Source organism: Streptomyces sp. IBSBF 2435, assembly GCF_036815005.1.
In the GTDB taxonomy this organism is placed as follows: Bacteria; Actinomycetota; Actinomycetes; order Streptomycetales; family Streptomycetaceae; genus Actinacidiphila.
The window spans coordinates 49,143-61,709 of the sequence record NZ_JAJSYW010000011.1 but is presented as its reverse complement, the minus strand read 5'-3'; the positions used below and the strand labels follow the sequence as shown (position 1 = coordinate 61,709).

The following is a 12,567-nucleotide window of genomic DNA, read 5'->3' as shown; positions in this document are numbered from 1 at the left end:
GAGAAACGCTGTGAACGGCACCAACATCCGCGCGCGGCTGGCCGCCGACCCGGAACTGGGCGCGGGCAACGTGCTGCCCAGGCTCTTCGAGCACGGGGCCGACCCCGAAGGCCCAGGCGCCACCTTCGACGTCCCCGTCGACGGGCACCCGGCGTGGCAGGAGCTGACCCTCGGCCGGCTCCGCGAGCGCGTGGCCGCCAGGGCGGCCTGGTGGCACGCGCGGGGCATCGGCCCGCGCGACCCGGTCGCCGTCCACGTGTCGGCCTCTGCCGACTGCCTGCTGAACTTCCTGGCCCTGACCTGGCTGGGCGCGATCCCCGCGCTGGTCAACCCGCACATACCCGGCGACATCGCCGCCGAGTACATCCGCCGGCTGCGCGGTGTCGGCCTGGTGACCGACCAGGAGCACCGCGAGCGGCTGGCCGGCCAGGACCTCGGCCTCGCCGTCCACGCCGACGCGGCGGAGGCCGGCACCGGGGACCCGGCGCAGGCGCCCGCGGCGTACCGCCACCACCCCGACGACCCGATCGCCATCACCCACTCGTCGGGCACCACCCGGATGCCCGCGGCGGTGGTGCACTCCAACGGCAGCCTCTTCGCGGCCACCCGGCTCTTCCGGCTGTCGGCGCCGCGCGCCCGGGGCGCCGAGCGGATCCTCAGCGCGCTGCCCGCCGCGCACGCCGCCGGCATCTCCGCGCTGAACATGGCCCTGTGCTTCCGCAGCGACCTGCTGTTCCTGTCCACCCAGAACGACGGCGACGCGGTGGTGCGGGCCATCGAGCGCTGGAAGCCGACCGGGGTCTTCGGCTTCGCCGCGACCTGGACCCAGCTGGCCCGGCAGGACCTGAGCACCCGGGACCTGGACTCGGTGTCGCTGTGGTTCAACACCGGCGACTGCGCGCACGAACCGCACATCCGCCGCCTCGTCGCGGTCGGCTCGCGCGAGACCGCCACCCGCGAGGGCGTACGGCGTACGCCGGGCTCCCGCTTCGTCGACGGCCTCGGCTCGACCGAGATGGGCCACTCCGCCTTCCACATCACCCACAGCAAGGACACCGAGCGCTACGGGCGCTGCGTCGGTGTGCCGCACGGCTTCGCCGAGGTGGCGCTGCTGGACACCGCCACCGGGCGGGAGGTCCCGGTCGGCGAGGTCGGCCAGCTGGGGCTGAAGGCGCCGACGTTGGCCCCCGGCTACTGGAACGACTCGTCCGCGACCTACCGCAACCGGCTGGGCGGCTACTACCTCACCGGCGACCTGATGTACCGCGACGAGGAGGGCTACTACTTCCACGTCGACCGGGCGGTCGACGCCGTCGACCTCGGCGGCGAGTGGCTCTACACGGCCATGACCGAGGAGCGCATCCTCGCCGGCTGCCCCGACGTGCACGACTGCACGGTGGTGTCGATGGAGGTCGGCGGCCGGGTGGTCACCGACGTCCTGCTCGCGCTGTACGCCACCGCGGACCCGGGCGCCGACCGTACGGCGGCGGTGCGTGCCGCGCTGACCGACGCCGCCGCGGCCACGCTGCGCAGCGTCGTGGTCGTCTCCGAGGCCGACCTGATCGTCGGCCCGACCGGCAAGGTCCGCAAGTTCCTGATGCGCCAGCGGCACCGCGCCCAGACGGCGGCGGTCTGACATGGCCGGCCAGGACGGCGGACAGGCTGCGGCGGCCGAGGCCACCGGGCATGCGGCGGGACAGGCCGCGACGCCCGAGGCCACCCGGCGCGGAGCGGCGCGGGCCGCAGGACCCGAGCTCACCGAGCGGGTGGCGGTCGACTTCGCGGGGGAGGGCTCGGGCGTGGACGAGATGTCGTGGGGGATGTGGGAGATCTGGCACGCGATGCAGGGCCAGCGCAGCGCGCTGCCGATCGGCGGCCGGGCCCCGCTGGAGGCGGGCACGACCCTCGCAGGACTGGCGGAGGAACTGCGCTATCTGATGGGCCGCTTCCCCTCGATGCGCACCCGGCTGCGGTTCGACGACCGGGGCCGGCCCACCCAGCAGCTGTTCGCCACGGGCCGGACCGTCCTCGAGGTCTACGACGCTGCCGACGGCGATGATCCGGACGATGTCGCCGCCGCGGTCGAGGAGCACTACCGCCGTACGGTCTTCGACTACGCGGACGACTGGCCGGTCCGGATGGGCGCGGTGCGCAAGCACGGCCTGCCCACCCACCTGGTCACCGTCATGCACCACCTGGTCACCGACGCGCTGGGCGGCGCCCTGATGCTCCGTGAGGTGCGGGCCAGGCAGACCGCGCCCGCCGCCGGCCTCCAGCAGCTCGACCAGGCCAGGTGGCAGCGCTCACCGGCGGGGCAGCGGCAGAACGACAGGGCGCTGCGCTACTGGGAGAGCGTCCTGCGGGCGGTCCCCGCCCGGCAGTTGCCCGGCCCCAGCGACCCGCGCAGCCCGCGGCACTGGGACGCCGACTTCCGCTCCCCGGCGCTGACGGCGGCCCTGCCGGTGATCGCCGCGCGAACGGGCGCCGCCATGACCACCGTCCTGCTGGCGCTGTTCGCGGTCGCGCTGCACCGGACCACGGGGATCAGCCCCGTGGCGGTCCGGCCGGTCGTCAACAACCGCTTCCGGCCGGGCCTGGCCGACGTGGTGTGCATGGTCGCCCAGGCCGGCGGCTGCCTCCTGGACGTCGAGGACGCCACCGTCGAGGAGGCGGTCCAACGCGCCGGGAGCGCCACCCTGTCCGCCTACAAGCACGCCTACTTCCACCCCGAGCGGCTGCGCGAGCTGACCGCCCGCGTCTCCCGGGAACGCGGCGAGGACGTCGAGGTCGGCTGCTTCTTCAACGACCGCAGCGCGCACCTGCCGCCGCCGGACGGCCAGGACATGACCGCCGAGCAGCTGGCGCGGACGCTGCGGACGGCGCCGGCCGGGAGCACCTTCACCTGGACCGCCCGGCACGACATCCCCGCTGAGCGGCTGTTCGTCACCGCCGAGGACGTCCCGGAGGGCCTGCGGCTGGAGATCCGCATCGACACCCACTTCATCTCTCCCGCCGAGGCCGAGGCGCTCGCCCGCGCGTGGGAGGCGGTAGCCGTCGAGGCGGCGCTGGCCCCGGCGGTGCCCGCGGGCACCGCCCGGTGACCGCGCTGATGGCGGTGGCCGCCTACCTGCCGGGCGACCGGGTGCCGATCGAGGAGCCGGCCCGGCGGCTGGGGCTGTCCGAGATGCAGATCAAGATCTTCCGCCGCTACCACCGGCTCGGCGAGGTCGCCCGCGACCCGCGGGGCGGCCTGCTCGACCTGCTCCGGGGCGCGGTCGCGCTGCTCGAACCGCTGCGCGGACAGGAGCACCGCGTCCGCTACGTCCTGCACGCGCGCACCTTCCCCACCGCCGTGCCCTACCCGCTCGACCCCGTCAGCGAGCTGTGCGAGGAGTTCGGCCTCGGCCACGCGGCCGTCTTCGCGGTGGGCCACCACGCCTGCGCCTCCGGCCTGCTGGCCGTGGACGCCGCGGGACGGCTGCTGGCCGCCGACGGCGACACCGACGGCCTCGCCCTGGTGCTGGCCGGTGAGAAGGCATTCACCGGCGAGGCCCAGCTCGTGCCCGAGACGTCCTTCTTCGGCGAGGGCGCCTCGGCCTGCCTGGTCGCCGCGTCGGGGGACCGCGACCGGCTGCTGTCCTACGCCACCGATCTGCGCGGCGAGTTCGACACCGACGCGCACGAGGCCGCCCTGGAATTCCAGCGGGTGTACGCCGAAGCGCTGGCCGACGCCATCAGGGCCGCCGTCGCACGGGCCGGGCTGACGATGGACGAGGTCGGCCTGATCCTGCCGCACAACGTCAACCGCGTGGCCTGGCACCAGGTCTGCCGCACCCTGGGCTACCCCCGCGAACGCGTCCTGCTCGACAACGTGGCGAGCACGGGGCACGTCTTCTGCGCGGACAGCTTCATCAACTACCGCACCGCGCGGAGCCGGGGGCTGCTGCGCCGGGGAGAGCCGTACGTGATGGCCGCCGCCGGCGCCGGGCGCGGCGCCACCTTCTCGGCGATGGCCCTCATGCACTGACCACCCCGCCGCGGCCGTAAGGACCGGCTCCGGCGCGCCCCGCACCCCCGCACCCCCGCACCGAAAGGACCACCGATGACGGAGCAGGACACCGCCCCGACCGCGATCGACCCGGCGCTGCGCGATCAGCTGGTCGACAGCATCTGCGACCTCCTGCCGCGGGTCCTCAAGCGCGAGGTGACCGGCACCACCGCCGACACCGCGCTGATGGACGCCCTCGGGCTGAGTTCGACGACCGGCCTCGAACTCGTCCTGGAGCTGGAGGAGCGCCTCGACCTGGAGATCAGCGTCGAGGAACTCGGCCGCGACGACTTCGGCACGGTCGGCTCGCTCGCCGACTACGTCGCGGGAAACCTGCTCACGGAAGAGTGACGATGCGCACCTTCGTGCCACACCGCCCCGGCGACCGGGTCCCCGCCGACTGGGGAGTCCGCCGCGCCGTGCGCCTGGCGTTCCCCGATTCCGCGGCCCTCGCCGGCGACCCCCGGCACACCGGGCGGCTGCGGATCTACCTCACCGACCTGCTGCGCCCCTACGGCCTCGGCCTGGAGGCGGGCGCGCTGGAGCGCGGCGGCCAGTCGTACGGCGAGATGGCCGAGGCGCTGATCCGGCTGGCCGTCCCCGAGGGCGAGTCCGTCGACCTGCTCGTCCTGGCCTACTGCGTCCCCGACATCACCCCGGGACGCGCCACGACGACCATGCTGAGCCATGTCTGCCCCGGCGGCCCGATGGCGTTCGCGGTCAGCGACCAGGGCGGCGCCGGCGCCTTCACCGCGCTGCGCCTGATCCGCGCGTACGCCGGCAGCGCCGGACTTCCGCGCGCGCTGCTGCTGGTGGTCGAACAGCCCGCGCTGCCCTACGACCCGCGTGTCCCGGTCGCGCTGCCGGCCGCGGCAAGCGGTGTGGCGCTGCTGTTCGGCGAGCAGCGGCCGGGGGAGCGTTCGGTCGGCCTCGGCCCCGTGGTCACCCGCGCCCGGTCCTCCGCCGCGTCGCTCGCCGCCGAATGCGCCGCGCTCGGCGGCGGACCCGGCCCTGTGACCGCCGTCCTCGGGGCGGCACTGGCGGCCGGCACCCCGGCGCCCGCCGGGGTGCGGCACGTGCGGGCCGCCGACCCGGGCCGCCCGGGCACCGGGGTGTGGTGGGAGCTGGCCGGCGAACTGGCGGAGCCGCCCGCGGAGCCGTGCCGCCTGGTCCTGGCCGACCACGACACCGGGGCGCTGTCGCTCGCGGTCTTCGACGTCGGTGCCGAGGTGCGTCCCGACGCCCTCGCGGCGGCCCGCGGGCGGCTGCGATGACCGCCCCCGGGCCGCAGGCGCCGCCCGCGAGCGTCGAGGACTACCGGCACGCGGCGCGGCTGCGGCTCGGCGACGACCGGGTCTGGGACTTCATCGAGGGCGGCGCCGAGACCGAGCGGACGGTCGACGCCAACCGGCGCGCCTTCGGCCGGGTGACGCTGCGCCCCCGGGTGCTGGTCGACGTCTCGCACTGCCGCACCGGCACCGAAGTCCTCGGCTCCCGGCTCGGCACACCGCTGGGCGTCGCGCCCACCGCCTACCACCGGCTGGCGCACCCCGAAGGCGAGGTCGCCACCGCCCGCGGCGCCGGCGCGGCAGGCGCGCTGTACGTGGTCAGCATCTACGCCAGCCGCACCCTGGAGGACATCGCCGCCGCGGCCACCGGGCCGCTGTGGATCCAGGTCTACTGGCTGCGCCGCCGCGAGGTGCTGGCCGGCCTGGTCGCACGCGCCGCCGCCGCGGGCTGCCGGGCGGTCGTCCTGACCGTGGACGCGCCCCGGCTGGGCCGCCGCCACCGCGACGCGCGCAACGGCTTCGCGCTCGGCCCCGGCATCCGCGCCGCCAACCTCGACCCGGCCGAGACGGCGTCCGCCCACCGCGCCGGCGCCGGGCGCTCGGCCCTGGCCGCCCATGCCGCGGAGGCCGTCGACCCGTCGGTGACCTGGTCCGACCTGGCCTGGCTCCGGGCGCGCAGCGACCTGCCGCTGGTGCTCAAGGGCATCCTCACCGCCGAGGACGCCGCCCTCGCCGTACGGCACGGCGCCGACGCGGTCATCGTCTCCAACCACGGGGGCCGGCAGCTCGACGGCGCCGCGGCGAGCCTGGACGCGCTGGCCGAGGTGGCGGACGCGGTCGGGGACGCCTGCCCGGTGCTCTTCGACGGCGGGGTGCGCGGCGGCACCGACGCCTTCGCCGCTCTCGCGCTGGGCGCCCGCGCGGTCCTGCTGGGCCGCCCCGTCCTGTGGGGCCTGGCCGCGGACGGCGCCGCGGGAGTGGCCGCGGTGCTCGACCTGGCGACCGAGGAGCTGGCCCACACCATGGCGCTCACCGGACGCCCCGACCTCGCCTCGATCGACCGGTCGGCGGCGGTACTGAGGACGGAGGGATGACGATGGACAGCGCAGCGGTGGAGCTGGCCCGCGAGGAACTGCACGAGTCGGTGTCCGACCCGGAGTCGGCGTCGATGAACTTCCTCAACGAGGTCGCCGCCCGCTTCCCCGACGCCGTCCCGCTGGCCGCGGGACGCCCCTACGACGGCTTCCACAGCACGGACGACCTGGACAGATACCTGCGCAGCTACCTGGCCCACCTGGAAGGACTCGGCCTCGGCCCCGAGCAGCGGCAGCGCCAGCTGCTCCAGTACGGCAGGACCAACGGCCACCTCGGCGCGCTGATCGCCCGGATGCTCCTGGTGGACGAGGGCATCGAGGTGCCCGAGCAGGCGGTCATGGTCACCACCGGCTGCCAGGAGGCCATGGTCATCGCCCTGCGCGGGCTGTGCGCGGGACCCGGCGACGTGGTGCTGGCCGTCGAACCCGGCTACGTCGGCCTCACCGGTGCGGCCCGGCTGCTCGGCATCGAGGTCGTGCCGGTCCCCGAGTCCGCCGACGGACTCGACCCGGAGACGGTGCGGGCCGTGGCGGACGCCGTCAGGGCCACCGGGCGGCGCCCGCGCGCGCTCTACCTGGTGCCGAGCTTCGCCAACCCCTCGGGCGCCTCGATGCCGGTGCCCGCCAGGCGCCGGCTGCTGGAGGTGGCGGCGCAGGCCGACCTGCTGATCCTGGAGGACGACCCGTACGGGCTGTTCGGCCTCGACGACGAGCCCCGGCCGACGCTCAAGGCGCTCGACACCGGGCAGCGGGTCGTCTACCTCGGCTCGTTCGCCAAGTCCTGCTTCCCCGGCGCCCGGGTGGGCTTCCTGGTCGCCGACCAGACGGTGGTCGCCGCGGACGGCCGGCGCACCCTGCTCGCGGAGGAGCTGTCCACGGTCAAGAGCCTGCTCACGGTGAACACCTCGCCGGTCGCGCAGGCGGTCATCGGCGGCTTCCTGGTGGAGGCCGGCTGCAGCCTGCGGGCCGCGGGCAAGGCGAAGACCGCCTTCTACCGCGGCAATCTGCGCACCCTGCTGGCCGCGCTGGAGCGGTCCTTCGGCGGCGACCCGAGGGTCCGCTGGAACACGCCCGCCGGCGGCTTCTTCGCCGTGCTCGACGTCCCGCTGACCGCGGACGGGCACCTGCTGGAGATCTCCGGGCGCGACTACGGGGTGCTGTGGACCCCGATGAGCTTCTTCTACGCCAGCCGGTCCGGCGGCGGGGGCCGCCGGGCGATCCGGCTGTCGTGCAGCGCCCTGCCGCCGGAGCGGATCGAGGAGGGCGTACGCCGGCTGGCCGAGCTGGTCAGGGACCGGGCGGACCCGGAGGTGCCGCGATGAGCGGCCCACCGCCACCGCCACCGGGCGGGGCCGGGTCCGGGGACGTGGTCCAGGTGTGGCTGGTGCCCGACCAGCGGTCGGAACGCGTGCTCGCGGCCCTGCTCGCCGTCCTCGACGCCGGTGAGCGGCTGCGGGCCGAGAGCTACCGCTCGGACGAGGACCGGCGCCGCTTCATCGTCGCGCACGGCGCCGTCCGCCACATCGTCGCCGGGCAGCTCGGAGCGCCGCCCCGGCAGATCCGCTGGACGTCCGGTCCGCACGGCAAACCCGAGCTGGCCGGCCGGTGGCGCGGCGCGCAGGTCAACCTCTCGCACTCCGGCGGCATCGCCATGGTCGCGGTCACCCGGTCGCGCCGGGTGGGCGTGGACGTCCAGCAGGTACGGCCGCAGGTGGACGCCGCGGCGATGGCGCACCGCTACTTCCTGCCGGCGGAGGCCCGGCTCGTCGGCGCGGCCCCGGACGCCGAGGACCGGGCCGAACGGTTCGCCCGGCTCTGGGCCCGCAAGGAGGCCCTGGTCAAGGCGCACGGCGGCCGGCTGGCCCAGGGGCTGCGGATCCAGGTCACCGGCGCCGCCCCGACCGCGGCCCACCGCACCGAGGACGCCTGGTCCAAGGGCTACCGCATCACCGACGTGGCCGCGCCCCCCGGCTACCGCGCGGCCGTCGCCCTGGTGGACCGCGCGGGCTTCCGGGTGGCCTGGCACCGCTGGACCTGGCCCGGCCCCCCACCTCCCTGACCCGCAGGGACCGGCCGACGTCCGGCATATCGGCCCGCCGCCTGCGCCGAGCCGTCCAGGCGCCCGTACCGCCCGTACCGCCGCAGCCCCTACGACCGCGCCAGCGCCCCACCACCGACCCGGAGGGAAACGGCATGCCGCTCGACCCACAGATCCAGGCCCTGCGCGAGCTGCGCGTCCGCGGCGGGCAGCCGCCGTTGTACGCGCTCTCAGTGGAAGAGGCCCGCGCCGCCGACCTCGCCGCGATCCAGGCGGCGGGCGGGAGTCCGCGCCCGCTGTACGAGGTCACCGAGCGGCGCTTCCCAGGACCGGGCGGCAAGCTGACGGCCCGGGTCTACCGGCCCAGCGCCGAGCGGCCGCTGCCCGCGCTGCTCTACTACTTCGGCGGCGGCTGGACTCTCGGCAGCATCGACACCGCCGACGTGCTCTGCCGGACCCTGGCCGCGGAGGCCGGCTGCCTGGTCGTCACCGTCGGATACCGGCTCGCCCCCGAGCACCCGTTCCCCGCGGCGGTGCACGACTGCCACGCGGCCCTGCGCTGGGTCGCCGAGTGCGCGGGCGACCTCGGCGCCGACCCGGCCAGGCTGGCGGTCGGCGGCGACAGCGCCGGGGGCAATCTGGCCGCCGCGGTGACCCTGCTCGCCCGCGCCGCCGGCGACCTCCCGCTGGCCGCCCAGCTCCTGGTGTACCCCAACACCGACCAGCTCGCCGACGACGGGTCGATGCGCGACAACGCCGACCCGTGGCTGTTCAACCACCACTCGGTGGCCTGGTACGCCCGTCACTACCTGGCCCCGGGCGCGGACGCCGCCGACCCGCTGGCCTCACCGCTGCGGGCGGACGACCTGAGCGGACTGCCCCCGGCGCTGGTCATCACCGCCGAGTACGACCCGCTGCGCGACCAGGGCGAGGCGTACGCCCGGCGGCTCGCCGAGGCCGGAGTGCCCGTGCAGCTCAACCGCTACCTGGGCATGGCCCACGGCTTCTTCGCGATGGCCGGCACGGTGGACGCCGCCAGGACCGCGAACCGCCAGGCGGCGGACTACCTGCGGGGGCGCTTCGAGCCGAGCTGAGCCGGCGCGGCCCGAAGCGTCAGCCGGCCGCGACCGCCGTGCTCCTCCTGCGGGCGCGGTAGGCGGCGGCCTCGAACTTCTTGCCGCAGGACTCCATACCGCACCACTGCCGCCGCGTGCCGCGGGACCGGTCGAGGTAGACACGGGTGCACTCGGGATTGCCGCACTCCTTGAGCAGCGGCACGTCAGGCCCGCTCAGCAGTTCGACGGCGTGCCGCGCGACCGCGGACAGCGCCTCCGCGTGTCGCCGCCGTCCAGCGGCCGGACGCGGTGAGCTGCGGCACCGCGGAGGGGGCGCGTGCCGCGCTGCTGACCAGGGCCAGCGCCTCGCCGTCGCAGTCCTCGCCGAGCCGGCGCGCGGTGACCAGCCGGTAGACGGCCTCCCGTACGGCCGTCGCCCGGTCCACGTCGTCCTGCCCGGCCGGGGAGATCGCGTCGACGACCCCCGACTGCACGTACCAGGCGTCCAGCCGGTCAAGCGCCGCGAACATCTCGAACCGCGCCGAGCGGCGGGCGCGCAGCGTCGCGGCGAAGTCGAGCGCCGGGTCGCCGCACACGAAGACATGATCGAGGTTCACGTCACCACTCTGGCGGGTGATCACCGGTGCCGCAAGATCCGCCCGGCCCGCGGGGCGGCACGGGCCGGGCGGACATTCCCGCGGCTCACACCCCGGGCGGCCCCGTCTCCGTCAGCTCCCCGCCGGCCAGCCGCAGCCACCGGGCCACGCCGATCTCCTCCAGGAAGCGCTCGTCGTGGCTCACCACGACAAAGGCGCCCCGGTAGGAGTTCAGGGCGCTCTCCAGCCGGCTCGCGCTGAGCAGGTCGAGGTTGTTCGTCGGCTCGTCCAGCAGCAGCAGGTGCGGGGCGGGCTCCGCGCACAGGACGCAGGCCAGGGTGGCACGCAGCCGCTCCCCGCCGGACAGCGCCCCGACCGGCAGACGGACCCGGGCGCCCCGGAAGAGGAAGCGGGCGAGCAGGTTCATCCGCTCCGCCTCCGGCCGGTCCGGGGCGTACGCGGCGAAGTTCTCGGCGACAGTGCGGTCCGGGTCCAGCAGGTCCAGCCGCTGCGACAGGTGGGCGATCCGCCCGCCGGCCCGCCTGACCGCGCCGCCGTCCGGGTCCGCCTCCCCGCTGACCAGGCGGAGCAGCGTGCTCTTTCCCGCACCGTTCGGGCCGGTCAGCGCGATGCGCTCCGGCCCCCGTACCGTCAGGTCGACGCCCTGCCCCGCGAACACCTCCCGCCCGCCGAGCCGGACCCGCAGCCGCTCGCCGAGGAAGAGGGTGCGGCCCGCGGGCACGGCGGTCTCCGGCAGGTCCAGCGTGATGCGCTGCTCGTCGCGCAGCTCGCGCCCCGCCTCGTCCAGCCGCGCCCTGGCCTCGCCGACCCGGTCGGCGTGCGTCCGGCCCGCGCGGCCCGCGGACTCCTGCGCGCCGCGCTTCATGTTCCCGGCGAAGATCCGCGGCAGGCCGGCGCTCTTGAGATTGCGGGCCGCGTTGCCCGCCCGGCGCTCGGCGCGCTCGCGGGCCTGCTGCAACTCCCGCGTCTCCCGCTTCACGTCCTGCTCGGCGGTGCGGACGTTCTTCTCCGCGGCCTCCTGCCCGACCCGTACGGCCTCCTCGTAGGCGGTGAAGTTGCCGCCGTAGAAGCGCAGTTCGCCGCCACTCAGTTCGGCGACGCGCTCCATGCGGTCGAGCAGCGCCCGGTCGTGGCTGACCAGCAGCAGGCAGCCGGTGAAGTCCGCCAGCACGTCGTAGAGCTTGTGCCGGGCGTCGCGGTCGAGGTTGTTCGTGGGTTCGTCGAGCAGCAGGACGTCGGGCCGCCTGAGCAGTTGGGCCGCCAGGCCGAGCGAGACGATCCGGCCGCCGCTGAGCGTGCTCAGCGTCCGGTCCAGGGCGAGGTCCGCCAGGCCGAGGCGGTCCAGCTGGGCGCGGGTGCGCTCCTCGATGTCCCAGTCGTCGCCGATGGCCGCGAAGTGCTCCTCGCTCGCATCGCCGGACTCGACGGCGTCCAGCGCCCGGATCACCCCGGCCACGCCGAGGACCTCGGCGACGGTGGGGCCGCCGGTCAGCGGGAGGCTCTGCGGGAGGTGGCCGAGGGTGCCGGCCACGGACACCGACCCGGCGCCGGGCCGCAGTTCGCCGGCGATCAGCTTGAGCAGGGTGGTCTTGCCTGCGCCGTTGGGCGCGACCAGGCCGGTGCGGCCGGCGGCGAGGGCGAAGGACAGATCGTGGAAGACGGGGGTGTCGTCGGGCCAGGCGAAGGACAGGTTCGAGCACACGACGGAAGCGTCGGACATGACGGTGACCTCATGGGAGAGGGCGCAGAGAAACACCTCTGCCCCCGGTGGCGGACATCGGATGCGCGGGAACGCCGACATGGCCACGCGGCGCTCCATGAGCGCCGGCCGGTGGCCGGTCGGGTCCGGGTGTCACCCGGAGATGTCGTCGTCCGCCAGCATGTCCGGACTCCTCCACAAACGATCAACGTCTGCGCAACTGTAGCAAGCGGGCGCCCCCGGCACCCGGTGCTGCGCCGGCCGTCAGGACAGCTTGAGGCTCTTCATGGTCGCCGCGTCGATGCTGCCCGCGCGCCTGCGGAAGGCGGAGAGGGGGACACGGCGCATCTCCGCGGTTTCCAGGTAGCTCCGCCGCCGCGCCGGGTCGTCCACCGTTCCGGGCGGGAGCGGGACGACGCCGGGGCGCCGTTCGTGGGACTGCGAGGTGATCTTGGCGACCCGCGCGTGCCGTCCCCGCACCGAGACGACCAGGCACGGGCGGTCCTTGGAGCCGGGGCCGTCCGCGAACGGCACGTCCGCCCACCAGATCTCGCCGCGCCGCGGTGCGCCGGGACCCGCCGATCCCGCGCCGCCGCCCTCCCTGCCCTGCGCCTCGCGGCCCTGCCGTGTCCTGGCCCTGCCCTCGACCAGGGCCGCGACCAGGCCCAGCAGCGCCACCGCGGCCACCGCGACCCACAGCGAATCACTCAACGGTCCACTCCCTCGT

11 protein-coding genes and 1 pseudogene are annotated in these 12,567 nt (G+C 75.6%); 9 read left to right on the top strand and 3 right to left on the bottom strand.

Annotated elements, in window-relative coordinates:
- Positions 1-10 precede the first annotated feature (10 nt).
- The 9 genes from V7E46_RS04125 to V7E46_RS04085 all read left to right on the top strand — a co-directional run bounded on the left by V7E46_RS04125 (position 11) and on the right by V7E46_RS04085 (position 9,563).
- On the top strand, positions 11-1,636 hold the full coding sequence (locus tag V7E46_RS04125) for a class I adenylate-forming enzyme family protein (RefSeq protein ID WP_333767119.1): 1,626 nt from the start codon (positions 11-13) through the stop codon (positions 1,634-1,636).
- Between the two features lies 1 nt (position 1,637).
- On the top strand, positions 1,638-3,101 hold the full coding sequence (locus V7E46_RS04120) for a condensation domain-containing protein (protein ID WP_333767118.1): 1,464 nt from the start codon (positions 1,638-1,640) through the stop codon (positions 3,099-3,101).
- Positions 3,098-4,027: a 3-oxoacyl-[acyl-carrier-protein] synthase III C-terminal domain-containing protein gene (locus V7E46_RS04115; RefSeq protein WP_333767117.1), complete on the top strand. Its 930-nt coding sequence runs from the start codon at positions 3,098-3,100 to the stop codon at positions 4,025-4,027. The genes V7E46_RS04120 and V7E46_RS04115 overlap by 4 nt, the downstream gene beginning before the upstream one ends.
- A 75-nt stretch (positions 4,028-4,102) precedes the next feature.
- Positions 4,103-4,399, top strand: a complete 297-nt coding sequence (locus V7E46_RS04110) for a phosphopantetheine-binding protein (protein WP_329172134.1) — start codon at positions 4,103-4,105, stop codon at positions 4,397-4,399.
- Positions 4,400-4,401: 2 nt separating this feature from the next.
- Positions 4,402-5,322 (top strand): hypothetical protein, encoded by a 921-nt coding sequence (locus V7E46_RS04105; protein WP_333767116.1) that lies wholly within the window; start codon positions 4,402-4,404, stop codon positions 5,320-5,322.
- Positions 5,319-6,431 (top strand): alpha-hydroxy acid oxidase, encoded by a 1,113-nt coding sequence (locus tag V7E46_RS04100; RefSeq protein WP_333767115.1) that lies wholly within the window; start codon positions 5,319-5,321, stop codon positions 6,429-6,431. The genes V7E46_RS04105 and V7E46_RS04100 overlap by 4 nt, the downstream gene beginning before the upstream one ends.
- Entirely contained in the window at positions 6,428-7,753 is a 1,326-nt protein-coding gene (locus tag V7E46_RS04095; protein ID WP_333767114.1) for an aminotransferase-like domain-containing protein, read from the top strand. Before V7E46_RS04100 ends, V7E46_RS04095 begins: the two co-directional genes overlap by 4 nt.
- The gene (locus V7E46_RS04090; RefSeq protein ID WP_333767113.1) at positions 7,750-8,490 is read left to right on the top strand and encodes a 4'-phosphopantetheinyl transferase family protein; all 741 of its coding nucleotides are present in this window, start codon (positions 7,750-7,752) and stop codon (positions 8,488-8,490) included. The genes V7E46_RS04095 and V7E46_RS04090 overlap by 4 nt, the downstream gene beginning before the upstream one ends.
- A gap of 134 nt (positions 8,491-8,624) precedes the next feature.
- Positions 8,625-9,563: an alpha/beta hydrolase gene (locus V7E46_RS04085; RefSeq protein ID WP_333767112.1), complete on the top strand. Its 939-nt coding sequence runs from the start codon at positions 8,625-8,627 to the stop codon at positions 9,561-9,563.
- Between the two features lie 19 nt (positions 9,564-9,582).
- Here V7E46_RS04085 and V7E46_RS04080 read toward each other — a convergent pair.
- The 3 genes and pseudogenes from V7E46_RS04080 to V7E46_RS04070 form a co-directional block, all read right to left on the bottom strand.
- Positions 9,583-10,141: pseudogene (locus V7E46_RS04080) on the bottom strand (CGNR zinc finger domain-containing protein).
- Between the two features lie 85 nt (positions 10,142-10,226).
- Positions 10,227-11,861, bottom strand: a complete 1,635-nt coding sequence (locus V7E46_RS04075; RefSeq protein ID WP_333767111.1) for an ABC-F family ATP-binding cassette domain-containing protein — start codon at positions 11,859-11,861, stop codon at positions 10,227-10,229.
- 243 nt (positions 11,862-12,104) lie between these two features.
- Complete coding sequence (locus V7E46_RS04070; protein ID WP_333767110.1) at positions 12,105-12,551, bottom strand: type II toxin-antitoxin system PemK/MazF family toxin; 447 nt, start codon at positions 12,549-12,551, stop codon at positions 12,105-12,107.
- Positions 12,552-12,567: the final 16 nt, after the last annotated feature.